26 protein-coding genes are annotated in these 26481 nt (G+C 66.4%); 9 read left to right on the top strand and 17 right to left on the bottom strand.

Features of this window, described 5'->3' with window-relative positions; genetic code table 11:
• Window positions 1-43: 43 nt before the first annotated feature.
• Entirely contained in the window at window positions 44-1207 is a 1164-nt protein-coding gene (locus ABB28_RS08440; protein ID WP_057508207.1) for a PQQ-dependent sugar dehydrogenase, read from the top strand.
• 162 nt (window positions 1208-1369) lie between these two features.
• On the opposite strand, the gene ABB28_RS08435 is transcribed toward ABB28_RS08440, so the two are convergent.
• The 6 genes from ABB28_RS08435 to tsaD form a co-directional block, all read right to left on the bottom strand.
• Window positions 1370-2011 carry a hypothetical protein gene (locus ABB28_RS08435; protein WP_057508206.1) on the bottom strand — a complete coding sequence of 214 codons (642 nt, stop codon included), beginning with the start codon at window positions 2009-2011 and terminating at the stop codon, window positions 1370-1372.
• Between the two features lie 140 nt (window positions 2012-2151).
• On the bottom strand, window positions 2152-4326 hold the full coding sequence (locus tag ABB28_RS08430; RefSeq protein ID WP_057508205.1) for a glycoside hydrolase family 3 N-terminal domain-containing protein: 2175 nt from the start codon (window positions 4324-4326) through the stop codon (window positions 2152-2154).
• A gap of 123 nt (window positions 4327-4449) precedes the next feature.
• Window positions 4450-5781: a mechanosensitive ion channel family protein gene (locus ABB28_RS08425; protein ID WP_083491977.1), complete on the bottom strand. Its 1332-nt coding sequence runs from the start codon at window positions 5779-5781 to the stop codon at window positions 4450-4452.
• Between the two features lie 67 nt (window positions 5782-5848).
• Complete coding sequence (gene folB / locus ABB28_RS08420; protein ID WP_057508231.1) at window positions 5849-6205, bottom strand: dihydroneopterin aldolase; 357 nt, start codon at window positions 6203-6205, stop codon at window positions 5849-5851.
• A gap of 89 nt (window positions 6206-6294) precedes the next feature.
• Entirely contained in the window at window positions 6295-6819 is a 525-nt protein-coding gene (locus ABB28_RS08415) for a hypothetical protein (protein ID WP_057508204.1), read from the bottom strand.
• A gap of 299 nt (window positions 6820-7118) precedes the next feature.
• Entirely contained in the window at window positions 7119-8144 is a 1026-nt protein-coding gene (gene tsaD, locus ABB28_RS08410) for a tRNA (adenosine(37)-N6)-threonylcarbamoyltransferase complex transferase subunit TsaD (RefSeq protein ID WP_057508203.1), read from the bottom strand.
• 168 nt (window positions 8145-8312) lie between these two features.
• Between tsaD and rpsU the strand changes: the two genes are divergently transcribed.
• The 5 genes from rpsU (at window position 8313) to ABB28_RS08385 (ending at window position 13013) form a co-directional block, all read left to right on the top strand.
• Window positions 8313-8528 carry a 30S ribosomal protein S21 gene (gene rpsU / locus ABB28_RS08405; protein WP_002808376.1) on the top strand — a complete coding sequence of 72 codons (216 nt, stop codon included), beginning with the start codon at window positions 8313-8315 and terminating at the stop codon, window positions 8526-8528.
• 141 nt (window positions 8529-8669) lie between these two features.
• The gene (locus ABB28_RS08400; RefSeq protein WP_057508202.1) at window positions 8670-9116 is read left to right on the top strand and encodes a GatB/YqeY domain-containing protein; all 447 of its coding nucleotides are present in this window, start codon (window positions 8670-8672) and stop codon (window positions 9114-9116) included.
• A 207-nt stretch (window positions 9117-9323) separates the two neighbouring features.
• Window positions 9324-10211, top strand: coding sequence for a YihY/virulence factor BrkB family protein (locus tag ABB28_RS08395; protein ID WP_245625314.1), 888 nt, complete (start codon window positions 9324-9326; stop codon window positions 10209-10211).
• A 57-nt stretch (window positions 10212-10268) separates the two neighbouring features.
• The gene (gene dnaG / locus ABB28_RS08390; RefSeq protein WP_057508200.1) at window positions 10269-12008 is read left to right on the top strand and encodes a DNA primase; all 1740 of its coding nucleotides are present in this window, start codon (window positions 10269-10271) and stop codon (window positions 12006-12008) included.
• 33 nt (window positions 12009-12041) lie between these two features.
• Window positions 12042-13013, top strand: coding sequence for a bile acid:sodium symporter family protein (locus tag ABB28_RS08385; protein ID WP_057508199.1), 972 nt, complete (start codon window positions 12042-12044; stop codon window positions 13011-13013).
• Between the two features lie 160 nt (window positions 13014-13173).
• On the opposite strand, the gene ABB28_RS08380 is transcribed toward ABB28_RS08385, so the two are convergent.
• The 6 genes from ABB28_RS08380 to ABB28_RS08355 form a co-directional block, all read right to left on the bottom strand.
• Window positions 13174-13983 carry a hypothetical protein gene (locus tag ABB28_RS08380; RefSeq protein ID WP_057508198.1) on the bottom strand — a complete coding sequence of 270 codons (810 nt, stop codon included), beginning with the start codon at window positions 13981-13983 and terminating at the stop codon, window positions 13174-13176.
• A 131-nt stretch (window positions 13984-14114) separates the two neighbouring features.
• Window positions 14115-14930 carry a hypothetical protein gene (locus ABB28_RS08375; protein ID WP_152983425.1) on the bottom strand — a complete coding sequence of 272 codons (816 nt, stop codon included), beginning with the start codon at window positions 14928-14930 and terminating at the stop codon, window positions 14115-14117.
• 371 nt (window positions 14931-15301) lie between these two features.
• The gene (cyoE, locus tag ABB28_RS08370) at window positions 15302-16192 is read right to left on the bottom strand and encodes a heme o synthase (RefSeq protein WP_057508196.1); all 891 of its coding nucleotides are present in this window, start codon (window positions 16190-16192) and stop codon (window positions 15302-15304) included.
• Window positions 16193-16196: 4 nt separating this feature from the next.
• Window positions 16197-17360 carry a COX15/CtaA family protein gene (locus ABB28_RS08365; protein WP_057508195.1) on the bottom strand — a complete coding sequence of 388 codons (1164 nt, stop codon included), beginning with the start codon at window positions 17358-17360 and terminating at the stop codon, window positions 16197-16199.
• 10 nt (window positions 17361-17370) lie between these two features.
• Window positions 17371-17946, bottom strand: a complete 576-nt coding sequence (locus ABB28_RS08360; protein ID WP_057508194.1) for a hypothetical protein — start codon at window positions 17944-17946, stop codon at window positions 17371-17373.
• Window positions 17947-18119: 173 nt separating this feature from the next.
• Complete coding sequence (locus ABB28_RS08355) at window positions 18120-18827, bottom strand: SURF1 family cytochrome oxidase biogenesis protein (protein ID WP_057508193.1); 708 nt, start codon at window positions 18825-18827, stop codon at window positions 18120-18122.
• Between the two features lie 57 nt (window positions 18828-18884).
• Here ABB28_RS08355 and ABB28_RS08350 point away from each other — a divergent pair, with 57 nt between their 5' ends.
• Window positions 18885-19103 (top strand): twin transmembrane helix small protein, encoded by a 219-nt coding sequence (locus ABB28_RS08350; protein WP_042611977.1) that lies wholly within the window; start codon window positions 18885-18887, stop codon window positions 19101-19103.
• A 17-nt stretch (window positions 19104-19120) separates the two neighbouring features.
• Here ABB28_RS08350 and ABB28_RS08345 read toward each other — a convergent pair whose 3' ends face one another.
• The 5 genes from ABB28_RS08345 to coxB form a co-directional block, all read right to left on the bottom strand.
• Entirely contained in the window at window positions 19121-19996 is an 876-nt protein-coding gene (locus tag ABB28_RS08345) for a cytochrome c oxidase subunit 3 (RefSeq protein ID WP_057508192.1), read from the bottom strand.
• 26 nt (window positions 19997-20022) lie between these two features.
• A complete protein-coding gene (locus tag ABB28_RS08340) occupies window positions 20023-20613 on the bottom strand; it encodes a cytochrome c oxidase assembly protein (protein ID WP_057508191.1) in 591 nt (196 codons plus the stop codon).
• Window positions 20610-20744 (bottom strand): hypothetical protein, encoded by a 135-nt coding sequence (locus tag ABB28_RS18445; RefSeq protein WP_259170104.1) that lies wholly within the window; start codon window positions 20742-20744, stop codon window positions 20610-20612. The genes ABB28_RS08340 and ABB28_RS18445 overlap by 4 nt, the downstream gene beginning before the upstream one ends.
• A 7-nt stretch (window positions 20745-20751) precedes the next feature.
• Complete coding sequence (gene ctaD / locus ABB28_RS08335) at window positions 20752-22362, bottom strand: cytochrome c oxidase subunit I (RefSeq protein WP_042611980.1); 1611 nt, start codon at window positions 22360-22362, stop codon at window positions 20752-20754.
• A 61-nt stretch (window positions 22363-22423) separates the two neighbouring features.
• Complete coding sequence (gene coxB, locus ABB28_RS08330) at window positions 22424-23386, bottom strand: cytochrome c oxidase subunit II (protein ID WP_057508190.1); 963 nt, start codon at window positions 23384-23386, stop codon at window positions 22424-22426.
• 23 nt (window positions 23387-23409) lie between these two features.
• Here coxB and ABB28_RS17985 point away from each other — a divergent pair, with 23 nt between their 5' ends.
• Window positions 23410-23769, top strand: coding sequence for a hypothetical protein (locus ABB28_RS17985; RefSeq protein WP_152983424.1), 360 nt, complete (start codon window positions 23410-23412; stop codon window positions 23767-23769).
• Window positions 23770-23804: 35 nt separating this feature from the next.
• Window positions 23805-26481 (top strand): bifunctional proline dehydrogenase/L-glutamate gamma-semialdehyde dehydrogenase PutA (putA, locus tag ABB28_RS08325; RefSeq protein ID WP_057508189.1); only part of this gene is annotated, 2677 nt, incomplete at its 3' end.

The following is a 26481-nucleotide window of genomic DNA, read 5'->3' as shown; positions in this document are numbered from 1 at the left end:
TACAGAGGGGGTTGGCCATCCGCATCCCCGCCTGGAGATACCCATGACCCGTAAGTTGCTTCTCACCCTGGCCATCGGCCTGACCCCGATGCTTGCCACCACGGCCTGTGGCGCCGCTAGCCAGGACGCGCCCGCGCCTGCGGCCGTTGCCCCGGCGCAGAAATCCTTCAGCGCGTTCAACGCCACCGAGTTCGCCACGTTCGACGAACCGTGGGCGATGACCTTCCTGCCTGATGGCAGCCTGCTGGTCACCGAAAAAGCCGGGCGCCTGCAGCACCTGGATCTCACCAGCAGGACCAAGCATGAAATCACCGGTGGCCCGAAGGTTGCCTACGGCGGCCAGGGCGGCTTCGGTGACGTGGTGCTTCACCCGGACTTCGCCAGCAACCAGCTGGTGTACCTGAGCTACGCCGAAGAAGGCAGCAACAACACCCGCGGCGCCGCGGTGGCGCGCGCCAAGCTGGTGCTCGATGCCAGCGGTGCCGGCACCCTGCAGGACCTTTCGGTGATCTGGCGGCAGGACGCGAAAGTCAGCGGCAACGGCCACTATGGTCATCGCATCGCCTTCGGTCCGGACGGCAAGCTGTGGATCACTTCCAGCGAACGGCAGAAGTTCGACCCCGCACAGGACATGGCCAGCAACCTCGGCAAGCTGATCCGCCTGAATGACGACGGATCGGTGCCGGCTGACAATCCGTTTGCTTCGCAGGGCGGGGTCGCAGCGCAGGTGTGGTCGCTGGGCCATCGCAACATGCTGGGCATCGCGTTCGATGCCAACAACAAGCTGTGGGTGCACGAGATGGGCCCGGCCGGTGGCGATGAGTTGAACCTGATCACCCGCGGCGAGAACTACGGCTATCCGATCGTATCCAACGGTGACCACTACGATGGCCGCCCGATTCCGGACCATTCCACCCGTCCTGAATTCGCCGCCCCCAAGGTGACCTGGAACCCGGTGATCTCGCCGGCTGGCTTCATCATCTACAGCGGGGACCTGTTCCCGCAGTGGAAGGGCAGCGGCTTCATCGGCGGCCTGTCATCGCAGGCGCTGGTGCGCGTGAGCTTCGACGGCGAGAACGCACGCGAAGCCGAACGTTTCGACATGGGCGCACGCATCCGTGAGGTGGAACAGGGCCCCGATGGCGCGGTGTGGGTGCTGGAAGACGGCAAGAACGGCAAGCTGCTGAAGCTCACCCCGAAGGGCTGACCCGGTAGTGACGGCCGCTGGCCGTCACGCCCTTGGTGGGTGACCACCGTTGGTGGGTGACGACCGTTGGTGGGTGACGACCGTTGGTGGGTGACGACTCTTGGTGGGTGACGACCGTTGGTCGTCACGCCGTTGCCCTTGCCGCTGCGCTCGCGCTACCGGTCATTCCTGCAGGGCGACCACCTTGACGTCGGTGCGGCTGCAGGCCTTGTCCAGGCACGTGCCGTTCAACCAGGCCTGGCCGTTGCCGATCATCACGCCCTGCTGGTTGGCGAACACGGTGTCGAAGGACTGCGCGCTGATCGCACGGGCCACCGGGGCGGTGATGATGCGCTCGTATTCGCGCTGGAACGTCGCCGCATCGGGCACTTCGCGCTTGCTGCCGCCGGTATCCACGCGCAACGGATAGCGCATCAGCGCCGCCACGGCCGCGCGGTCATCGCCGGCGACACCCTGCTGCAACGCCTTGAACACGGTTTCGTACTGGTCGGCATCGCCAAGCACGCGCTCGATCCGCCCGCGTGCATCGCCGGTACCCGGCGCGGCCGCGTCGGCCGGTGCGTTCGGGCCGGATTCGGCCGGCGGCGCCTGGGCGGCATCGGCCGGCACGAACGGGGCGGTCGGCTCGTTCGGAGACGGTGCCACGATCGGGTCATCCGGCGTTTCACTCGGGCCTGCAGCAGCGGACATCGGCGGCGGCGCAGCATCGGCAGGCGCGGCAGGCGCATCTGCCTGCGAACAGGCGACCAGCCAGAACGGGGTGGCCAGCAACAGCGGCAAGGTGAATGAACGGGACAGGCGCATGCACGACTCCGGCAGGAACGAAGACACCCAGCCTAGCGGCGCCAACGTGAGCCGGGCATGCATGGCCCGCGCAGGCCCGGTCCCAGGCCCATTCCAGGCAACAACCAGCGCGTCCGGACAGGCCGGACGCGTCAGCACCCTCAGTCGGCGAGCAGCTCGAACTGCACCGGGGAGCCGCTGATCGCCGATGCGCACACCCACAGGTCGAACAGGCCCGCTTCGGCACGCAGCACGCCATCGCGGCCGGTGAAGGCCAACTGCGAGCGCTGCACGCTGAAGCTCACCTCGGTCGATTCACCGGGCTGCAGCATCACCTTGCGGAAGTCCTTGAGCTCGCGCACCGGCCGCACGCGGCTGGCCACGCGGTCGTGGATGTACAGCTGCACCACTTCTTCGCCGGCCACGCTGCCGGTGTTGGTCAGCGTGGTGGTGATGGTCAGCGTGTCATCCCATCCCAGCCGGGTGCTGCTCAGCTGCGGCACGCCGTAGGCAAAGCTGGTGTAGCTGATGCCATGTCCGAAGGCATACAGCGGCTCGTTGGGGATCTCGCGCCAGCGTGCCTTGAACTCGGACATGGTCGGCAGTTCCGGACGACCGGTACGCGGATGGTTGTAGAAGTACGGCTGCTGGCCGGACACCTGCGGGAAGCTCACCGGCAGGCGCGCGGACGGGTTGTAATCCCCGAACAGCACGTCGGCCACGGCGTGCCCGGTCTGGGTGCCCAGGTACCAGGTGATGGCCACCGCCTGCGCATTGCGCACCGCGCCCTGCAGGGCCAGCGCCCGGCCATTGCGCAGCAGCACCACCATCGGCTTGCCGGCCATCGCGACCGCTTCGGCCAGCGCCTGCTGGGCCGGCGGCAGGGTGATTTCCACGCGCGACTGGGCTTCGCCGCTGTAACGCTGCGGTTCGCCCAGTGCCAGCACCACCACGTCGGCGCGCAGCGCGGCGGCCACGGCCGCTTCGATGCCACCGGCGATGCCGCTTTCCAGTTCGCAGCCCGGCACCACTTCCAGCAGTGCTTCATCGCCGATGGCGGCGCGCACGCCGGTTTCCAGGTCCACGTAGCGGCTCTTGTCGCCGAACAGGGTCCAGCAGCCTTCGATGTTTTCGCGGTCCTGCACGAACGGGCCGATCAGCGCGATCTTCTGCCCGTCGCGGCGCAGCGGCAGCGCCGACTGTTCGTTCTTCAGCAGCACGATGGAGCGACGTGCCGCATCGCGCGACAGCGCTTCATGCGCGGCGATATGCGAATTGTCCGCTTCGCGCGCCGGGTCCAGCGAGCGGTAGGGATCATCGAACAGGCCGATGGTTTCCTTCAGCCACAGGATGCGGCGCACGCCTTCGTCCAGCACCGCCATCGGCACCTCACCACTTTCCACCAGGCCCGGCAGGTGTTCGGCGTAGAAGCCGCTCTGCATGCTCAGGTCCAGGCCGGCAGTGAACGCCTTGGCGGTGGCATCGCGGTCATCGGCGGCATAGCCGTGGGCGACCAGTTCCATGTCGGCGGTGTAATCGGAAATCACCACGCCGGGGAAGTTCCACTCACCGCGCAGGATGTCGGTCAGCAGTTCGGCGTTGGCACTGGCCGGCACGCCGTTGATGTCGTTGAAGGAGGACATCACGGTGATCGCGCCGGCATCGAAGGCAGCCTTGAACGGCGGCAGGTGCACGTCGCGCAGGGTCTGCGGCGAAATGTCCACCATGTTGTATTCCATGCCGGCCATCACCGCGCCATAGGCGGCGAAATGCTTGGGCGTGGCCAGCAGCGCATCGTGCGCACGCAGGTCATCGCCCTGGAAGCCGCGCACGCGGGCGGCGGCGAACGCACAGCCCAGCACCACGTCTTCGCCGGCGCCTTCCGCGCCACGGCCCCAGCGCTGGTCGCGGGCGATATCCACGGCCGGTGCGTAGGTCCAGTGCAGGCCGGCCGCAGTCGCTTCCACGGCGGTGGCACGGGCGGTGCGGCGCGCCAGTTCCGGTTCGAAGCTGGCCGCTTCGCCCAGCGGGATCGGGAACACGGTACGCATGCCATGGATGACATCGGCGGCCAGGATGACCGGGATGCCGAGGCGGCTTTCTTCGATCGCCACCTGCTGGATGCGACGGCCCAGGTCGGCGCCGACGCCGTTGAACAGCGAGCCGACCTTGCCGTCGCGCACCTGCTGCAGCACCTGGTCAGCGTTGCTGACGTTGGCTTCCGGGTTCACGTCCGGGGCAAAGGGACGAACCATGTCGGCGAACACGCCCAGCTGACCGACCTTTTCTTCCACGGTCATCTGCGCAATGAGGGATTCGATACGTTCGGAAGCCACCGGGTGTCCTTGATGTAAACGTTTTCAGTGCCGGCATTCTAAAGGTACCGGGCACAAAAGTGCGCATCTTCTGCGTTCATGTTTTCCGCCCGCGCTGAGTGCGACGGCGCGGCCGGGGTCAGCTTAAAGCATGCCGGGCGCCGGGGTGGCGGGTGGGGTCGACGGCTGTTCCGGGGCTGCCAGGCGGCCCACGTCGGCGCTGCGGGCCCGGGCGTCCATCAGCATCGCGTCGCTGGAAGCCTGGAACACGCGCAGCCCGAAGGCCGGCAGGATTGCCAGCAGGTGGTCGAAGACATCCGACTGCACGCTTTCGTACTCGGCCCAGGCCACGCTGCGGGTGAAGCAGTACAGCTCCAGTGGCAGGCCTTCGGTGGTGGGCTGCAACTGGCGCACCAGCAGGGTCATGTCGGTGTTGATCCCCGCGTGGCTGCGCAGATAGCGCTCGACGTAGGCGCGGAAGGTGCCCAGGTTGGTGACCCGCCGGCTGTTGATCTCACCGGCTCCCTGCGCGCGCAGCTGCGCGTTCCACTGGTCCAGCTCGGCATCTTTTTCGTGCAGGTAATCGGCCAGCAGGGCGAACTGGCCGACCCGCGCGCGTGCCTCGGCGTCCATGAAACCGACGCTGTGCTGGTCCAGGAACAGCGCGCGCTTGATCCGGCGGCCGCCGGACTCCTGCATGCCACGCCAGTTCTTGAACGATTCGGTGACCAGCTTCTTGGTCGGGATGGTGGTGATGGTCTTGTCGAAGTTCTGCACGGTGACGGTGTGCAGCGCGATGTCGATGACGTCGCCATCGGCGTTCTGGCTGGGCATCTCGATCCAGTCACCCAGGCGGATCCGGCCATCGCCGCTGATCTGCACGCTGGCCACCAGCGACAGGATGGTGTCCTGGAAGATCAGCATCAGCACCGCGGTAGCCGCGCCCAGGCCGGTCACCAGGTAACGCAGTTCCACGCCGGCGAGCGTCGCCACGATCGCCAGCCCGGCAATCGCGAAAATGACGATCTTGGCGACCTGCAGGTAGCCCTTGATCGGCTTGTTGCGCGCGTCCGGCCGGCGCTCGTACAGATCGTTGGCGGCATCCAGTGCATGCGACAGTGCCATCGAGACGGTCAGGATGGCCCAGGCCTGGCAGGCCGCGACGATGAACGCCACCAGCCCGCCGGGCAGGTCCGGCACGTAGGTGATGCCCGAGGCGATGACCTGGCTGGGCACCACATTCGACAGCCGGGAGATCACCCGCATCACATTGCTGCCGCGGCCGGAATCAGCCCCCGGCAGGCGGGCGAGCAGGCGGCGCAGGCCACGCAGCAGGATGCGCTTGGTGACCCAGTTGGCCAGCGCGGCGGCGATCACCAGCGCCGACAGCATCAGCGCGAGATAGGCACCGGGATACGGCGCCAACGAATCCTGCAGGCTGTCCAGCCAGTTCACCACCACTACCGCATCCACCACCAGGTCGCCTCCTTCTTGTAGGTCGTTTTTTGGTTTCCGGTAGCCGACCGGGGCCGGCACTGCCGGGTTACAGGGCCCGTTCGCGCTCGATGATCACGCCGACGGCGCGCGCACCGCGTACGGCACCGGGCTTGCTGAGCTTCAGCCGCAGCCACTGCACGTCGAATTCCTGCAGCACGATCTCCGCGCAGCGCTCGGCCAGGGTTTCCACCAGGCCGAAGTCCGAGGCCCGCACGTACTCCTGCAGCCGGTTGCTGACGGCCTTGTAATTGAGGGTGTGCTCGATGTTGTCGGTGGCGGCCGGACGACGGTTGTCAAAGCCCATTTCCAGGTCGAACACCAGCGTCTGGCGGATCCGTCGTTCCCAGTCGTAGATACCGATCAGGGCGTCGATTTCCAGCCCTTCGATGAATACCTTGTCCATGATGCCTGCCACACGAAAGAGGCGGTCATGGTAACGGGACAGGCCGCGGGGTGCAGGGACGTGGGATGAACAGCGGGGCCCGTGCCTGCTCAGTGGTTCGCAGGCACGGCTGGGAGATCCCCGGCCCCCGGGCGTAGGGGCGGGTCGCTGGGCCTTGAAATGACGTGGTATCCAAAAACATCGGCCACGAGATTGCCGAAACCAATACGCGACCCGTAGAGAACCACTGCCAGCACCGCGACACAGGCCGCTGCCAGCAGGTTGGCCGCAAGATTCTCGGCAACAGCGCGGATGAACGACCTGCTGCGGGCAAGTTGGCGGCAAAGCTCGCGCTGATAGAGCCGTGCGATTTCCCCTGTCGACTCCTCCAGCACCTCCTGAACGAACACCTCAAGTGATCGCTCAGCCTCAGACCGATAGGCCGACACACGCAGGTCAAGGTTGGCGGTGACGATGAATGCATCAAGCTCCTCGTCCCTCGGGAGCCGCCCCTTGTCCAGGCGAAATGTCTCGATGAAGGTCAACTTGTCACGCGTGTACAGCGCATAGGCGACATGACCGGCCATATCGCCCTCATCGTTGACCAGCCTTGCGAAGGTCAGACGATCGGACATCACCACATCAACCGTGCTTCAACGACCCGAGCGCAATCCTACCGGCGCGATCGATCATCTCGCGGCTCAACCTCAAGGGAAGCCGCGGTGGCGCCTCTGCGCCGCGAAGGGAAGATCGTGCTATCAGGCGAGCATTGGCATCGCGCACCATCTGCCGTGTCACGACGATTTTCGGATGGACCATGAGCATGAGGCTTTCCTCGGTTCGGTCAGGCATGAAGGAGTATTGCACTCACGCAACCATCAACCAGCGTCCAAGCGGCCATTATCAGAACATTCAATGGCCGGTGCGCTGCCGATCACACCGCCGGCAGCGTCGCCATGTCCCAGCGCGGGGTGACGTCCACGCGCGGCGGATTGTGCTGCCCGGCCTGCAGGCGCAGTGCGCCGGCAAAGGCGATCATCGCGCCGTTGTCGGTGCACAGCGCCGGGCGCGGGAAGCATGCCCTGCCCCCCAGCTTGGCGGCCATTTCCTGCAGGCGCACGCGCAGGCGCTTGTTCGCCCCGACCCCGCCGGCCACAACGATCACATTGGTGCCGGCCGCTTCCAGCGCGCGCCCACATTTGATCACCAGCGTCTCGACCACGGCATCTTCGAAGCCACGTGCGATGTCGGCGCGGGTCTGCTCGCTCTGGTCGCTGTCGCGCCAGGCCAGCAGTACCTGGGTCTTCAGTCCGGAGAAGCTGAAATCCAGCCCCGGGCGGTCGGTCATCGGGCGCGAGAAACGGTAGGCGCCCGGACGGCCCTGTTCGGCCAGCGCGGCCAGCTGCGGCCCCCCCGGATATGGCAGGCCCATCATCTTGGCGGTCTTGTCGAAGGCTTCGCCGGCGGCATCGTCCAGCGTCTCACCCAGCAACCGGTATTTACCGATGGCATCCACCGCCACCAGCTGGGTATGGCCACCGGACACCAGCAACGCCACGAACGGCGCCTGCGGCGGGTCATCTTCCATCAGCGGCGCCAGCAGGTGGCCTTCCATGTGGTGGACACCCACGGCCGGCACCTCCAGTGCCCAGGCCAGCGAACGCGCCACGCCGGCACCGACCAGCAGCGCGCCGACCAGGCCGGGACCGGCGGTGTAGGCCACCCCGTCGATGTCGCCGACCGTCATGCCGGCTTCGTCCAGCGTCTGCCGGATCAGCGGCAGCAGCTTGCGCACATGGTCACGGCTGGCCAGTTCCGGCACCACGCCGCCGTACTCGGCGTGCAGCGCGATCTGGCTGTACACCGCGTGGGCGCGCAGGGCTTCGATGCCGGCCAGGTCGGTGTCATACACCGCCACGCCGGTCTCATCGCACGATGATTCAATACCAAGTACTCGCATGTGGTGTATTATGCGCCCCCTGCGTGCTCCTCAGGGGCGATGCAGGCCCTTGAGATGCAAGAAAACCGGCCCGTATTCAGGCCGGGATGCTTGCAGTTTGTCGAAGCGCCGCTATAATGTGCGGCTCGCCGGGTATAGACCCGGTTCTACACAGTGTCCGGAGATTCCATGCCCAGCGTCAAAGTCCGCGAGAACGAACCTTTTGAGTTTGCTCTTCGCCGCTTCAAGCGCACTTGCGAAAAGGCCGGTGTGCTGGCCGAAACCCGTAAGCGCGAGTTCTACGAAAAGCCGACCCAGGAACGTAAGCGCAAGGCTGCTGCTGCAGTGAAGCGTCAGCTGCGCCGTTCGTCGCGCGACGTCACCAAGCGTCAGCGCCTGTACTGATCGGACGCACTCATGGCGACAGGTTCTGCCTGTCGCGGTGGGGAAGAAGCCGGCACGCGCAAGCGTCGCCGGCTTTTTGCGTTCCCGGGCCGCCGCCACGGCGTCCCCCATTTGCCTGACTTACGACACACGAGGTGCTCCATGAGCATGAAGCTGAAGCTGACCGACGACATGAAGGCCGCCATGAAGAGCGGCGACAAGCACACCCTGGGCGTGGTCCGCCTGATCAAGGCCGCCGTCCAGCAGAAGGAAGTGGACGAGCGCATCGAGCTGGACGACACCGCCGTGGTCGCCGTGCTGGACAAGATGGTCAAGCAGCGCAAGGACTCGATCAGCCAGTACGAAGCGGCCAACCGCGAAGACCTGGCGCAGATCGAGCGCGAGGAAATGGTGGTGATCGAGCGTTACCTGCCGGCCAAGATGGGCGAAGCCGAGATCGTCGCCGCCATCCAGGCCGCCGTGGCGGAAACCGGCGCGACCAGCCCGGCCGACATCGGCAAGCTGATGGGCGCGCTGAAGCCGAAGGTCGCCGGCAAGGCCGACATGGGCCTGGTGTCCAAGCTGGTCAAGCAGCAGCTCGCAGGCTGACGCGAACGCCTGCCCCGGTTGCGCCGAGCCCCGCTCGGCCGACCGCATTGCAACGCCGTAACAGGAAGCCGCCGGGCATGGCTTGGCGCTCCCCTGCCCCTCGCTTCACCCTTTCTTCGACCTGCCGCTGGTAAAACAGCCCGCATGTCCGATCCGACCAACGCCCCCGCCGCCGCCGCCGATCCGCACCGCGGTGTCCCGCATGCCATGCGCAAGTACGTGGACCGGCTCAACCGCAGCTTCCCGATGGCGGTGCTCAACCGCTTCATCGAAGTGGACGTGCTGAGCCAGGCCGCTGCGGTGTCTTTCTACGCCCTGTTGTCGATGGCGCCGCTGCTGGTGCTGCTGCTGTGGCTGACCGCATCGCTGTACCCGCCGGCCCAGCAGGCATTGGTCGACCAGATCGGCACCGCTGCCGGCAGCAGCGTGGCGGTGGTCGCCGAAACCGTGTTGAAGAATGCCGACCAGCAGCCCAGCATCGGCTCGCTGGCCGGCATCTGGAGCACCCTGCTGCTGTTCATCGGTGCCACGGCGGTGTTCGCCCAGTTGCAGGGCGCGCTGAACCTGATTTTCCGTACCAGCGGCGAGCGCCTGGACGGGCTGGCCGCGTGGCTGCGCAAGCGCGTTTTTTCCTTCGGCGTGGTGCTGGCGCTGGGCCTGCTGCTGGTGGTGTCGATGACCGCCACCACCATGCTGCAGGTAGCCTTCGCGCAGCTGCCTTCGCTGCTGCCCGCGCTGGGCTACATCAGCACGTTGCTGCTGTACACGGTGGCGTTCGCCTTCATGTACCACTACCTGCCGGACCGGCGCGTGGCGTGGCGCCAGGCCTTCATCGGCGGCGCCATCACCTCGGCGTTGTTCGCGCTGGGGCGCTATGGGATCGGCGTGTACATCGCGCAGGTGGCGCCGGGCAGCGCGTACGGCTCGATGGGCGCGCTGGTGATTTCGCTGGTGTGGATCTACTACGCCATGGTGGTGTTCTTCGTCGGCGCGCTGATGACCTCGGTGATCGACGAGAGGCTGCGGGCAGAGCACCACCTGGCTGCCGCGGGCATCGAGCCGCCCAAGCCGGGCGCGGCCACCGGCAACGGGTAAACTAGGCGGACTTTCCGTTCGCCCGCACTGCCTTCCGGCGGTGCCCTGCCGGTTGCCATGGCCCGCATTCCAGACGCTTTCATTGATGACCTGCTGGCCCGCTCCGACATCGTCGAGGTGGTGGGCAGCCGCGTTCCGCTGAAGCGCCAAGGCAAGGAATATTCGGCGCGCTGTCCGTTCCATGACGAACGCTCGGCCTCGTTCACCGTATCGCCCACCAAACAGTTCTACCACTGCTTCGGCTGCGGCGCGCACGGTACCGCGATCAGCTTCCTGATGAACTACGACCGCCTCGAATTCCTCGATGCGGTGGACGAACTGGCCAAGCGGGTCGGCATGGAAGTGCCGCGCAGCGAGAACCCGCGCAACGCCCAGCAGCAGGACGAAGGCCGCGAACTGTATTCGGCGCTGGATGCGGCCGCGCGCTTCTTCCAGAAGAACCTGGAGGACAGCGAAAAGGCCCGCACCTACCTGGACGGGCGCGGCGTGGACGAAGCCAACCGCACGCGTTTCCAGATCGGCTACGCGCCGGATGGCTACAGCGGGCTGCGCGACACGTTGGGCAAGGACGAGCGGCGGATGAAGCTGCTCGACCGCGCCGGCCTGTTTTCCAAGAACGACCGCGGCCACGTCTACGACAAGTTCCGCGACCGGGTGATGTTCCCGATCTTCGACCGCCGTGGCCGGGTGATCGCCTTCGGCGGCCGCGTGTTCGAGAAGGACGACGGCCCCAAATACCTCAATTCGCCGGAGACCGCGCTGTTCCACAAGGGGCGCGAACTGTACGGCCTGTGGCAGGTCCGCCAGGCCAACCAGAAGATCGAACGGTTGATCGTGGTCGAAGGCTACATGGACGTGGTCTCGCTGTTCCAGTTCGGGGTCACCCAGGCGGTGGCTACGCTGGGCACGGCGACCACCCCGGACCATGCCGAGTTGCTATTCCGCAACGCCCCGGATGTGTTCTTCTGCTTCGATGGCGATGCGGCCGGCCGGCGCGCCGGCTGGAAGGCGCTGGAATCGGTGCTGCCGCGCATGAAGGATGGCCGCCAGGCGTTCTTCCTGTTCCTGCCCGATGGCGAAGACCCGGACACCATCGTGCGCAAGGAAGGCGCCGCCGCCTTCGACGAGCGCCTGAAACAGGCGACGCCGCTGTCGCAGTTCTTCTTCGACGAGCTGACCCGCGAGATCAACCTGGGCACGCTGGATGGCAAGGCACGGCTGGCCGAACGGGCCCGGCCGATGCTGGCGCAGATTCCCGATGGCGCCTTCGGTGACCTGATGAAGCAACAGCTGGGCGTGCTGACCGGGCTGGGCGGCAACTCCGCCCAGCGTGCGCAACCGGCCGCACGCGCAGCGTCGGGCCGCCCGGTGACCCCGGTGGCCAAGCGCAGCCTGGTCCGCGCGGCGATCGCGATCCTGCTGCAGCAGCCTTCGCTGGCGATGTCGCTGGGCGGCCAGCACCATTTCCATGGCCTGCGCCTGCCCGGCATCGAGCTGCTGCTGGAGCTGCTGGCACTGGTGGAACAGCGCCCGGACATCAGCACCGGCGCGCTGCTGGAACACTTCGATGGCCGCGAAGAGCAGGCATCGCTGCATACGCTGGCCGCGCAGACGCTGGCCGGCGACGAAGCGAAGTGGACCGAAGAGCTGCACGATGCGGTGGGCCAGCTGGAAAAGCAGCTGCTGTTCCAGCGCATCGAAGACCTTAACGCCAAGCAGCGACAACACGGCTTGGACGATACTGACAAGTTCGAAATGCGCGAGCTGCTGAAGGCCCGCGCCAGCCTGCGCATCTGATCGCGTGGGCGCCCGCCAAGGAGCCTGCCCGACATGACACGCTGGTGGTCGCGACTGCGACCGGACAACTTCACCCTCGCCCTGCTTGGCACTGTACTGCTGGCCTCGCTGCTGCCGATGACCGGCCCCGCCGCACTGGTACTGGACGATGTCACCAACGTGGCGATCGGCCTGCTGTTCTTCCTGCACGGCGCGCGCTTGCCGCGTGAGGCAGTGATCGGCGGCCTGCTGCACTGGCGCCTGCACCTGCTGATCCTGGCCTGCACCTTCGTACTGTTCCCGCTGCTGGGCCTGTTGTTCCATCCGCTGTCCGGCTGGCTGCTCACCCCTGAGCTGTACCTGGGCGTGCTGTTCCTGTGCACCCTGCCCTCCACCGTGCAGTCGTCGATCGCGTTCACTTCGATGGCGCGCGGCAACGTGCCCGCGGCAGTGTGCAGCGCGTCGCTGTCGTCCATTCTGGGGGTGTTCCTGACGCCGCTGCTGCTGACCGCGCTGGCCGGCACCCAGGGCGGCATCCACAACCCGCTGCAAGCCATCGGCGGCATCATGCTGCAGTTGCTGGTGCCGTTCGTGGCCGGCCACCTGCTGCGTCCATGGATCGCCGGCTGGGTGGAACGCCAGCGTGGCCTGCTGCGCTACACCGACCAGGCCACCATCCTGCTGGTGGTGTATTCGGCGTTCGGCGCGGCGGTGACCGAAGGGCTGTGGTCGAAGACCCCACTGATCTCGCTGGCCGCGGTCGCGGTGGTAGCGGCGGTGCTGCTGGGCATCGCGATGCCGCTGATCACGCTGGCCGCGCGCAAACTGCATTTCAGCCGCGAAGATGAGATCGCGATCGTGTTCTGCGGCTCCAAGAAGAGCCTCGCCACCGGCATCCCGATCGCCAAGGTATTGTTCGCCGGCGGCAGCCTCGGCGCCATCGTGCTGCCGGTGATGATCTATCACCAGATCCAGTTGATCGTGTGCGGCATCATCGCCCAGCGCTACGCCAAAGAAGCACGGTAAGCCCGGTAGTGACGGCCGCTGGCCGTCAGCGCTCGCCCCGGTAGCGCGGCGCCATGCTCGGCGGCTTTCTGCAGCGGTGCCGGAAACATTCCGCCGAGCGTGGCTCGGCGCTACCCAGGTCAGAGGCACCGCACGCGTCGGTAGTGACGGCCGCTGGCCGTCAATCAAACAACCGCGCCACGCTGATTTCCGGCATCCACACGGTCAGGTCGTACATGCGATTTTTGGCTGTTTCCACGCGCGGCAGCCGCGCCGCCCGTGCACGCAGCGGCAGCGCCTGGCAGCGTTGCAGGCATGCCCAGAACTCACCCTGCACGGCCTCCAGCCGGACACTGTACACGTCAAGATCAACGAGCTGCGAAGCCATCGGTCGCTGTTGCATTTCCTTTGGCGCATCCATCGGTCGATGACGCATGGCGTGCACGTTGCCGGCCAGCACCAGCATCGTCCCATCCACGGGCAAGCGCCGGTATGCGCGTCGAAGTTCGGCGGCCAGTGCGTCGTCCCGGACCTGGTTGCTCCCGTCGCTGAAATCCACGTCGTAGCCCAGCACGGACACACTGCGGCCATGCTCCTTCAGCACGCGTACGGCTTCGATGAGATCGAGCATGTCGCGGCTGCGACGGCCATCATGCTGGTCGTCACGCACGGTCCAGAAGCCGCTGGTGCGTAGTGCATCGCGCGCCGAGACATCACCGTTCGATTCCACGTAGTCCGCCAGCAACCGATTCTCGCCGCGCGGCAATTCCAGCGCCAGCACCACCGGCGCGCCCTCATGGCTGTAGTCATTGACCAGCTGCCTCACCAGCAACGGCGTTTCACGCGTGCCGTGGTACTCGCCAATCACCAGCAGGCGATGTTCGCCGGCATGCTGGCGGATCTGCGCGGCAGTCGTCTCATCGGCCAGCGCGGGACTGGCCAGCAACAGGCTCAACAGCAGCGTGCAGGCGCTACGCATCCATCGGTGCATCGGTGCCACCTCGCTTCCTTCGGGTAGGTACGGAGGCGATGGTGGCGTACTGCGCGCAATTCAAGGCAGCCCGGCGGTTGTCCCATCCAGTATCACCAACGCTGCAGCATTCCGCCGAGTCTGGCGTGGCGCTATCGGTCTATGCCCTCTGCAATCTGCATCAGCAGCCCAGCACCCTTTTCTATCGACGCACCATCATCGGTCACCAGCCTCAGTTGGAACGACTTTTCAGGCGTTACCCAGGACAGGACTGCCATTCCCCTTCCATCGACAGAGCGCTCCATGTGGGACATGGCGGGTGTATCACCCACCGTTGCGTTGAGCGCTTCCTTGAACTGAATGATTTTTCCTGCGCCCAAGCGATAACTGTCCTCACTGAACTCTATGAAGCCCGTCCCCTCCAGGAGGTAGATCCGGCTTAGCCCGGTAGCGTTGATACCACTGCGGGTTCCCCACCAATCCGTGTTGACGAGCCGGGCAGCCCGTAGCGGCGTGCCAGCAATGCCAGCCGGCGGGACGGGCAGCCGTTCACGAAGCATCTGGTCAGACAGCACCCGGACCGGCGTTTGAGCCATCAGTGCAGCGACCGATGGAATTGTGCCCATCGCTACAGTCATCACGCCTGCGTACCGCGCGACTGCCTCGTCCTGGAAATGTGTCTTCACTATCGGGGGTGCGTCCAAGTCCGCGATGGATTGCACGACGTAGGCCCCCTCAGCGCTGGGCGCATCCTGCAGCAACGCTTCCTGCTGGCGGGCAACGCCTTCTTCAGTCAGATCCCGTAGCCACTGGCCTATCGCGTCTACGTTCGGCGCTGCTTGCGCAGACACCTCCGGGCACGCACCACAAGCAAGAATCAAGAGCGAATTTCCAGCGGATGCTGTAGGCGCCAGAATCGGTAGTGCTGGAGAAATTAGTGCCCACACTGCACTCATGCGCTTCTGCATGGAGGCTTCCCGCGTCGCGCACGGACATTCGTGCATCACCGTTATCCCTTCCTGCACGCGCTTGAGCTCTCGCGCCAGAGGGAAAGTACGATGCTCATCACGCAGCTCAGGGCAGGACACTGGCTTGTCCGTGTGCCACCTTCCAAGCTCCTGACGAACCGCGAGCGTTTGGAAGGGTTGGAGGTGCCAGATGACGGTAGCGCGGCGCCATGCTCGGCGGCTTCCTGCAGCGGCGCCGGACACATTCCGCCGAGCGTGGCTCGGCGCTACCGAAGCAGGTGGTGCACTATCCGCGGCGGGCGTGACGACCAACGGTCAGCGCGCGCCGGTAGTGACGGGCGCTGGCCGTCAGCGCTGTTGCCGGCCGGGCATTACAACCCGGGCAGGATCCAGTGATCCACCAGCAGGAAGGCGAACAGCGCCATCAGGTAGACCACCGACCAGTTGAACATCTTCATCGAGAACAGTTCGTCCGGCGGGTCCTGCATGCGCCACGCGTACCAGAGGAACACGGCATTGAGCACGATCGCCCCGCCGAGGTAGAACGGTCCGCTCATGCCGACCACGTACGGCAGCACGCAGATGATCGCCAGCACGATCGAATAGGCCAGGATCTGCCTGCGCGTATGCACCACGCCATGGGTGACCGGCAGCATCGGGATCTTCGCCTTGGCGTAGTCTTCGCGGCGGAAGATCGCCAGCGCCCAGAAATGCGGCGGGGTCCAGATGAAGATGATCAGCACCAGCAGCGCCGAATACCACCAGTCCGCCGAGGTCTGCATGCCGGTGACCGCGGCCCAGCCGAGCATCGGCGGCATCGCGCCGGCCAGTCCGCCGATGACGATGTTCTGCGAGGTGGCACGCTTGAGGTACACGGTGTAGATCACCGCATAGCCGATCAACGAGGCGAAGGTGAGGATGGCGGTGATGACGTTGACCCACACCACCAGGATCGTCATCGACAGCACGATCAGCGCACCGGCGAAGGCCAGCACCTGCCACGGCTTGACCTTGCCCACCACCAGCGGGCGCCACGAGGTGCGCGCCATCTGCGCATCGATCTTGGCATCCAGCAGCTGGTTGATCGCTGCGGCAGCGGAGGCCGACAGCCAGATGCCGAAGAAGCCGAGCGCGCCCAGGCGCACCTGCTCCCAGCTGGGTACGCCGGGAATGGCGAGCACCATGCCGACCAGCGCAGTGAACACGATGAGGGCGACGACCTTGGGCTTGGTCAGGTCCCAGTACTGACGATAATTGGCCATGGCGTCAGTCCGGTGCCCGCAGGCGGGCCAGCAGGCTGACCATCACGAACAACAGCAGCACCGCGCCGCCGTTGTGCAGCACCGCCACCGGCAGCGGCAGTGCCATCTTGACGTTGGCGATGCCCAGGCTGACCTGTGCGATGAGGCCGACGATCAGGGCGACCGCCCAGCCGCGCATGCTCGGCGTACGGAACAGGCGCACGCCCAGCCAGAGCAGGTACGCCGCCACCACGATGGCGAACATGCGGTGGCCCATCTGGATGGCGATGCGCGAGGCGCCATCCAGGATGCCCCCTTCGTAATCCACGCCGATGCCGCGCCACAGGGTGAAGCCTTCGGCGAAATTCTGCTGCGGCCACCACTGGTTGGCACAGCGCGGGAAATTGTCCAGCGACAGGCTGCCGCCGCCGCAGGCGAGCGCGGCGTAGTTGGCGCTGACCCAGCCGCCGAGCGCGATCTGCGCGGTCAGCACGGCGATGCCGATGCGCAGCAGCCACTTCAGCTTCGGTGCTTCGGCCAGGGTGATCGGCAGGTGGGTCGCGCGCCAGGCCATCCAGGCCAGCATCGCGAACATCAGCATGCCGCCCAGCAGGTGGCCCATCACCACGATCGGCTTGAGCAGCCAGGTAACGGTCCACATGCCCAGCAGCGCCTGGAAGATCACCACGGCCAGGGTCATCACGGCGGCGCGGGCGAGGTCGCTGTTGCTCCAGCGGAACGCGGCGACCAGCAGGATCACCTCGCCGAGCAGCGCCAGCACGCTGGCGGTGGCATGCCAGCCCATCATGTACAACGGGATGCCCGCGGCCACCAGCACGCAGGCGGTGACCACCGCGGCGCTGCCGAAGCGTCGGCGGCGCGTGGCCAGCAGCGCCAGGGTGAGGATTTCGATGCCCAGCGCGCCGGCCAGGAAGCGGTGCACCTGCTCGCGCCACGCCTTGTGCGTTTCCAGCGGGCGGATGTCCGCGGCCGGATGGCCGATGGTCTCTTCCACGTGCTGCGGCCAGGTGGCCTGGCCATAGCAGGTCGGCCAGTCAGGGCAGCTCAGGCCGGCATCGGACAGGCGCACGAAGGCACCGAACAGGATGGTGCTCGCGGTCATGATCATCGCGAACCACGCCAGGCGGTGGAAATTGCGGTGCAGCGCCGGACGCGCGGAAAGGCTCATCAAACAGGGCTCACTTCAGTTTCAGCAACGTGGACAGGTCCTTGCGCAGGCCACCGAGGTCGGTGCCGGGCGCATGGCGCATGATCACGAAGCCGTTCGGATCAACGATGTAGACCGGCACGCCGGCCGGGTCGTCGACACCGGGCAATGCAGCGCGCAGTGCCGGCGATGGTGCCAGCGCGCGCAGTGCAGGGGTTCCAGCCAGGGGCGCCGGCGGCGTTCCCAGCCAAAGGATCTTTACATTATCGGCGTTATGGCCGAACAGCTGCCACACCTTGGCCAGTCCCTGCGACAAAGTGACGCACTGTTCGGCGCACGCGGCGGGCGGCGCGACCAGGATGCGCCAGATCTTTTCTTCGCTCTTCCAGGCGTACGGCGCGCCGCTGGCCAGCACGGGCGGCTGCAGGCGCAGGTCAACCGGCGGCTGCAGCAGCTGGCCGACGTTCTTGTGGGCGGCCGGCTGCCAGCCGGAGAAACGCAGCACCCCGGCCAGTGCCATCGCGCCGAAGAACAGGACGAACAGCAGCACCAGGGTGCGGCGACCCTTGCCGCGCGCGGTGTCCTGCGGTGACGTAGCAGCGTTCATGGGCAGCATTTTCTCATGTTGGGGAAGGGTGTGCCGGTGGGAGGAGTGGTGGGTTCGGTGGTGGGTTCGGTGGGTGACGACCGTTGGTCGTCACGCTTCTGCTGCCGGCAAGAGCGTGACGACCAACGGTCGTCACCCACCAGCGACCAGCGGCCAGCGGCCAGCGGCCGTCACTACCGCCGGCGGCGGCGCCATTCCAGCACCAGCGCCACCACCAGCACGGTCAGGGCCAGGCCGAACCACTGCACCGCATAGCCGAGATGACGCTGCGGCGGCAGCGTGTTGGGCAGCAGGTCCAGGTCGCGCTCGTCGCCGAACGGCAGCGCGGGATCCAGCCGCAGCACGCGCGTGGGCAGGCCGGGCAGGCCCAGCAGAGGGGCCAGCGCGTCGGACTGCAGGCGGCTGGCCAGCCAGCGTTGCGGACCGGCCGGGCTCGCCACCGGCCCCAGCGCCAGCCCTGGCGCCGGCGCGGGCGCCAGCAGGCCGCGCACGGCCACCGGGGAGGGCGGCGGCGGGATCACCGGCAGCGTGCGATCGGCAGGCAGCACGCGCCAGCCCAGGTCCACCAGCAGCAGCGCGCCCTCGTCGCTGCGGAACGGGCGATAGACCTTCACCCCGGCGCGGCCGTGGCGCATCTGGTTGTCCAGCAGCACCAGCCCCGTCAGGAAGCGGCCGTGGTCGACGATGCCGTGCACGGGGCCGGCGGCGGCCAGCGCGCGCGACAGGGTGCTGGAAGGTTGTGCGGCCGCCGCGGCCTGCGCCTGCAGCAAGGCCTGCTTCTGCTGCATGCGCTGCAGCTGCCAGCAGCCGAGCAGGCAGAACACCGCCATCGCCACCAGGGCCAGCATCCAGCCCAGCAACCGCGTGTGCCGTCGCATCATGACAAACGGCCGCAAACGCGGTCAGATAGGCCCATCCGCCCCGCCATCGAGCCGCGCATGAACGATTCGCTGAAGACCCTGCTGGTGATTGCGTTCCTCATCGTCATCGTCTGGAACCTGGGCGCCGGCCTGTACTACCTGCTGGTGGATCGGGGCCAGACCAAGCGCACCGTCAATGCACTGACCCGGCGCATCGCGGTGTCGGTGGCGCTGATCCTGCTGGTGGTCATCGGCATCTGGGGCGGCTGGATCCAGCCGCATGGCATCGCCCGCTGAGGCAAGCGTTACGTGAATCAAAGCACGTAGACGAACAGGAACAGCATCAGCCACACCACGTCGACGAAGTGCCAGTACCAGGCCGCGGCTTCGAAGCCGAAATGGTTGTCGCGGGTGAAGTGGCCCTTGGCCGCGCGCAGCCACATCACCGCCAGCATGATCGTTCCCAGCAGCACGTGTGCGCCATGGAAACCGGTCAGCATGAAGAACGTGGACCCGTAGATGCCCGAACCGAGGGTGAGGTTGAGCTCGGTATAGGCGTGGATGTATTCCTCCGCCTGCAGGGTCAGGAACACCAGCCCCAGCACCACGGTGATGCCCAGCCAGGTCAGCAGCTGGCGGCGATGGCCGGCCTTCAGCGCATGGTGGGCGATGGTCAGGGTGACGCCGGAGGTCAGCAGGATCAGCGTGTTGATCAGCGGCAGGCCCCACGCCGGGATGGTCTGGAACTGACCACCGATCGCGGCGGGGCCGTTGGTCGGCCAGCCCGACGAATAGCCCTGCCACAGCAGTTCGTTGGTCATCACCCCGTCGCCCTCGCCGCCCAGCCACGGCAGGCCCAGCGCGCGGGTATAGAACAACGCGCCGAAGAAGGCGCCGAAGAACATCACTTCGGAGAAGATGAACCACACCATTCCCATCCGGAACGAGCCGTCCACCTGCTGGTTGTAGTGGCCCGCCTGCGATTCGCGCACCACGTCGCTGAACCACCAGAACAGGGTCAGCACCAGCATCGCCAGCCCGGTGAAGAAGCTCCACTTGCCCCACGTCGCGTCGTTGAGCCAGCTGGCCACGCCGACCATGGTCACCATCATCGCGATGGAGCCGATGAACGGCCATCGGCTGTGGGTCGGCACGTAGTACACGTTGGCGTCGGAAGGAAGCTGGGCCATGGTCGTTGTCCGGTTCGGTGGCGCGCTCAGGGCGCGGCGTGCGCATCGGCCGGCACACTGGCCGGTGCAAGGCGCGCGGAGAGCGCGTCGTTCTTGTAGAAGGTGTAGGACAGGGTGATGGTGCGGATCTCCGGCGGCAGCGACGGATCGACGATGAAACGCACCGGCATGTCGCGCTTCTCCCCGGCCTGCAGGGTCTGTGCGGTGAAGCAGAAGCATTCGGTCTTGCTGAAATAGCCGGACGCGCGCGCCGGGGCCACCGACGGTACCGCGCTGCCGACGATGGCGACCTTGCCGTCGTTGCGCGCGAAATACAGCGCTTCGTTGAGCTCGCCGGGCACCACGTCCATGGTCAGCTGTTCTGGATGGAAGGCCCATGGCAGCTGCGAGTTCACCCCGCCGTCGAATTCCACGCGCACGGTGCGCTTGCCGGCCGCGGCGCCGACGCTGGCCTGCGCGCCGGGGCCGCGTTCCAGGCGTACGCCGAACACCTTTTCGCAGGCGATGCGGTACAGCGGCACCAGCGAGAAGGTCAGCAGGAACACCGCCACCGCCACGCCGATCAGGCGCGGCAGGCCGGCATGCCGGGACGGGGCGGTAGCCTGCGGCGCGTTCATCGGCCGATCACCCCACTGAGGATGAAGCCCACATACACCAGCACCGCAACCGCCCCCACCCATTGGGCAGTGCGGCGTGCGCGCTGGCGGCGCAGGGCCATGTCATCGCGGACCGGGTTGGCATCGTGCATGGGCACCTCAGTGGCTGATGTCATCGTGGGCCAGATCGCCCGGGCGGATCACCGGCGGGGTGGTGAAGGTATGCGCCGGCGCCGGTGACGGCACCGTCCATTCCAGCCCGCGCGCGCCTTCCCAGCTGCGCGCTTCGGCCTTTTCACCGTTGCGCAGCGAGGCCAGCAGGATCGCGGCCATCATGAAGGGCGTGGCGAACATGCCGAACGCACCGATCGAGCTGATCAGGTTCCAGTCGGCGAAGGCCACGCTGTAATCCGGGATGCGCCGGGGCATGCCGGCCAGGCCGAGGAAATGCTGCGGGAAGAACAGCAGGTTGACGAACACGATCGACCACCAGAAATGGAACTTCGCCCACTTTTCGCTGTACATCCGGCCGGTCCACTTCGGCCACCAGTAGTACACCGCCGCGATCAGCGCGAACACCGCGCCGGTGACCAGCACGTAGTGGAAATGCGCGACCACGAAGTAGGTGTCGTGGTACTGGAAATCCGCCGCGACGATGGCCAGCATCAGGCCGGAGAAACCGCCGATGGTGAACAGGATGACGAACGCCACCGACCACAGCATCGGCGCTTCGAAGGTGAGCGAACCGCGCCACATCGTGCTGACCCAGTTGAACACCTTCACCCCGGTCGGGATGGAGATCAGCATGGTGGCGAACATGAAGTAGATCTCGCCACCCAGCGGCATGCCCACGGTGAACATGTGGTGGGCCCAGACGATGAAGGACAGGAAGGCGATGGCGGCCGTGGCGTAGACCATGGCCTGGTAGCCGAACAGAGGCTTGCGGCTGAAGGTGGGGATGATTTCGCTGACCACGCCGAACGCCGGCAGGATCATGATGTACACCTCCGGGTGCCCGAAGAACCAGAAGATGTGCTGGAACATCACCGGGTCACCGCCACCGGCGGCGTTGAAGAAACTGGTGCCGAAGAACTTGTCGGTCAGCAGCATGGTGACCGCACCGGCAAGCACCGGCATCACCGCGATCAGCAGGAAGGCGGTGATCAGCCAGGCCCAGCAGAAGATCGGCATCTTCAGCAGGTCGATGCCCGGTGCGCGCATGTTGAGCACGGTGGCGATGATGTTGATCGCGCCCATGATGGAACTGATGCCGGCCACGTGGATGGCGAACACGGTGAACGCCACGTTGTAGCCCCCCTGCAGCGACAGCGGCGGATACAGCGTCCAGCCGCCGGCCGGTGCGCCACCGGGCAGGAACAGGGTCAGCAGCAGCATGCCGAAGGCTACCGGCAGCAGCCAGAACGACCAGTTGTTCATGCGCGGCAGCGCCATGTCCGGCGCACCGATCTGCAGCGGGATCATCCAGTTGGCCAGGCCGACGAAGGCCGGCATCACCCCGCCGAAGATCATCACCAGCGCATGCATGGTGGTCATCTGGTTGAAGAATTCCGGCTTGACGAACTGCAGGCCGGGCTGTGCCAGTTCGGTGCGGATGACCACGCTCATCGCCGCGCCGATGATGAACATCACGAAGCTGAAAAGCAGGTACAGCGTGCCGATGTCCTTGTGGTTGGTGCTGAACAGCCAGCGCTGGAAAAAGCCCTGTGCATGACCGTGGTGTTCGTCGTGCCCAACTGCCGAGTGCGCCATTGCAAAACACCTCTCAGATCGATTTGTCACGGTGGCCGCGGTGCGGCCACGGGCGGTTGGGTCAGGCGTCGGTGGTGGGCGCCGGGGCCGGTGCAGCAGCAGGCTCGGCCGGGGTCACCGGTTGCCGGGGCGCGCTGCCATCGCCGGGCGGCGTGGTGGTCTCCGGCGCGTTCGGCGTGGCAGGTGCGGCGGCAGGCGCCGGCTTCTTCTGCGCCAGCCACTGCTTGAAGTCTTCCTTGGACACCGCTTCGACCACGATCGGCATGAAGCCATGGTCCTTGCCGCACAGTTCGGCGCACTGCCCGCGGTAGACGCCGGGGGTGTCGATGCTGGTCCAGGCCTCGTTGATGAAGCCCGGGATGGCGTCCTGCTTCCAGCCCAGCGCCGGCACCCACCAGGCATGGATCACGTCATCGGAGGTGATGACGAAGCGCACCTTGGTATCGACCGGCAGCACCAGCCGGTTGTCCACGTCGAGCAGGTAGTGCGGATTGCTTTCGCGGGTGGGCACCTTGCCGCTCTGGCGCACGCGGTCGGACTCGCGGTCCAGCCGGCTGGTGAAGTCCACGCCTTCGCCCAGGTATTCATAGCGCCACATCCACTGGTAACCGGTGACCTTGACGGTCATCTCGGCATCGCGGGTGTCGTACATCTTGATCAGGTTGGCGGTGGCCGGCCACGCCATCACCACCAGGATCACCACCGGGATCACCGTCCAGATGATTTCGGCCTTGGTGTTGTGGCTGAAGGTCGCCGCGACAGCGCCCTTGGATTTGCGGAACTTGAAGATGGCATAGGCCATCGCGCCGAACACGATCACGCCGATGACCGTGACCACGATCAGCGAGAGCATGTTCGATTCCCAGGCCAGTCGCGAGGTCTGGGTAACCCCCCGGCCCATGTTCAACTGCCATGGCTTGGGATCGGCGGACTGCGCCCACCCCAGTGCCGGAAAAGCCATTCCGGCCGCCATCATGGCGATCCCGGACACGCACCTGCCGCCCCACGCGCTGCTTTGCTTCATTGCCTAGACCCTTGACGTCATCGGTGACCGCCATCGCTGGCGGCGAGCAAGCTTTCAAGCTGGTCCCGGGCATCAAGCGTCCGTGGGGGACACCGTCGCCGTTGCGTATTCAGATCCCCCGCAGCGCGTTCGGCGCCCTGATCCTGTCGCAACTGCGTTCCTGCCGCGAGTTACGTCTCGATGGTAGCCCTGCCCTCTCGACACTTACAAGGTCCATTCACGGTAAATGCGATGCTGCAGCACAGCAATGTGTCGTCGGCCGATTTGCCGATTTCGGCATAATTCGAGCCATGCCTGTCGATCCAGCTGAATCCTTTACAGGGCGGTGCTATCAGGAATCCCGTGAGGGGCGATCAGGGGGCTATCCGCAGGCCAAAAAATGATTAAAATCGCCAAGTTTTCCACTGGCCGGACCGGCATGAACGCACCTACTCTTTCGCCCGCTGCCCCCGGCTTCACGCCGCCGGCCGACGCGCTGCTGTCGCCGGAACTGCCGGCATCTCCCTCCCCCTTCCGCCAGGCGATCACCGATGCCTGGTTGAAGGACGAGGCGACCCACGTGTCCGAGCTGCTGGCGCAGGCGCGCCTGCCGGCCGACGAACAGGCCCAGGTGCAGGCGCTGGCCGCCGACCTGGTGGCCCGGGTGCGCGTGCGCGCCAAGGACCAGGGCGCGATCGAAGCCTTCATGCGCCAGTACGACCTGGGCAGCGAGGAAGGCGTACTGCTGATGTGCGTGGCCGAAGCGCTGCTGCGCATTCCGGACCAGGACACCGCCGACAAGCTGATCCGCGACAAGCTGGCCGATGCGGACTGGAAGAAGCACATGGGCGGCAGCGATTCGGTGCTGGTCAATGCGTCCACCTGGGGCCTGATGCTGACCGGCAAGCTGGTGCAGATCAACGACGTCACCCGTGCCGACGTACCGGGCGCGTTCAAGCGCCTGATGGGCCGCGTGGGCGAGCCGGTGATCCGCCTGGCCGTGCGCCAGGCGATGAAGATCATGGGCCACCAGTTCGTGATGGGCCGCACCATCGGCGAGGCGCTGGAGCGTTCGCACAAGGGTGACAACGCCAGCTACCGCTATTCGTTCGACATGCTCGGCGAAGGCGCGCTGACCATGAAGGATGCCCTGCGTTACCTGGAGGACTACCGCCGCGCGATCCATGCCATCGGTGGTGACCACAAGGCCCGCGGTGGCCGCCCGGAGGGCGACGTCAACAACGCCCCGGGCATCTCGATCAAGCTGTCGGCGCTGTACCCGCGCTACGAGCACGCCAAGCGCGCCCGCGTGCTGCAGGACCTGGTGCCTGGCGTGCTGGAGCTGGCGCAGCTGGCGAAAAGCTACGGCATCGGCTGCACGGTGGACGCCGAAGAGGCCGACCGCCTGGAACTGTCGCTGGACATCATCGATGCGGTGTTCTCCGATGCCTCGCTGGCCGGCTGGGATGGCTTCGGCGTGGTGGTGCAGGCGTACCAGAAGCGCACCCCGTACACGATCGATTTCCTCGCCGACATGGCCCGCCGCAACGGCCGTCGCCTGCAGGTGCGGCTGGTCAAGGGCGCGTACTGGGATGCGGAGATCAAGCGCGCGCAGATCGAAGGCTATCCGGGCTATCCGGTGTTCACCCGCAAGCAGAACACCGACGTGTCCTACCTGGCCTGCGCCAAGCGCCTGTTCGGCCATAGCGATGCGATCTACCCGATGTTCGCCACGCACAACGCGCACACCATCGCGGCCATCCGCACCATCGCCAAGGGCGGTGTGTACGAGCACCAGAAGCTGCACGGCATGGGCGATGACCTGTATGCCGAAGTGGTCCCGGCCGACCGCCTGGGCCTGCCCTGCCGCGTGTACGCGCCGGTCGGTTCGCACGAAGACCTGCTGCCTTACCTGGTGCGTCGCCTGCTTGAGAACGGCGCCAATTCCAGCTTCGTCAACCGCATCACCGACGACCGCGTGGCGATTGCCGAGCTGGTCCGCGATCCGGTGGAAATGGTCAGTGCCTTCGCCGCCGTTTCGCCGTCCAACATCGCCCACCCCAAGATCCCGCTGCCGGTGAACCTGCTGCGCAGCCAGAACCACGACAGGAACAATTCCATGGGCATCAACCTGGCCAACGACAACGCCCTGCGCGCCCTTGCCGAGCAGCTCAATGCCGCGGTGAAGCCGTGGACTGCCGCACCGCTGGTGCCCGGCGCCACCGTCACCGGCGCCTCGCTGCCGGTCACCAACCCGGCCGACACCCGCCAGGTGGTGGGTCACTGGCAGGCCGCCGATGCGGCGACCGTGCAGAAGGCCCTGGCCAATGCCGTCGCCGCGCAGCCGGCCTGGAACCGCACCCCGGCGACCAGCCGCGCGGCGATCCTGGAACACGCCGCCGACCAGCTGGAAGCGCGCATCGCCGAGTTCATGGCGCTGTGCGTGAAGGAAGCCGGCAAGAGCCTGCCCGACGGCGTGGCCGAAGTGCGCGAAGCGGTCGACTTCCTGCGCTACTACGCCAAGCAGGCACGCGAGCAGTTCGCGCACGCCGAGAAGCTGCCCAGCCCGACCGGTGAATCCAACGAACTGCAGCTGCATGGCCGCGGCGTGTTCGTGTGCATCAGCCCGTGGAACTTCCCGCTGGCGATCTTCCTGGGCCAGGTCGCTGCGGCGCTGGCGGCGGGCAACAGCGTGATCGCCAAGCCGGCCGAACAGACCAACCTGATCGGCTACTACGCAGTGAAGCTGCTGCTGGATGCAGGCGTACCGGAAGGCGTGCTGCAGTTCCTGCCGGGCGACGGCGCCACCGTCGGTGCGGCGCTGACTGCCGACCCGCGCGTGGCCGGCGTGGCCTTCACCGGTTCCACCGACACCGCCCGTGCGATCAACCGCGCGATGGCCGCACGCGATGCCGCGATCGGTGTACTGATCGCCGAGACCGGCGGCCAGAACGCCTTCATCGCCGATTCGTCGGCGCTGCCGGAACAGCTGGTCAAGGATGCGATCGGTTCGGCGTTCACCTCGGCCGGCCAGCGTTGTTCGGCCGCCCGCGTGCTGTTCGTGCAGGACGACATCGCGGACAAGGTGATGACCATGCTGGCCGGCCGAGGTGAAC

It is taken from the genome of Stenotrophomonas chelatiphaga (genome assembly GCF_001431535.1).
GTDB classification, from domain to species: domain Bacteria; phylum Pseudomonadota; class Gammaproteobacteria; order Xanthomonadales; family Xanthomonadaceae; genus Stenotrophomonas; species Stenotrophomonas chelatiphaga.
This window is presented reverse-complemented; position numbering and strand designations above follow the sequence as displayed.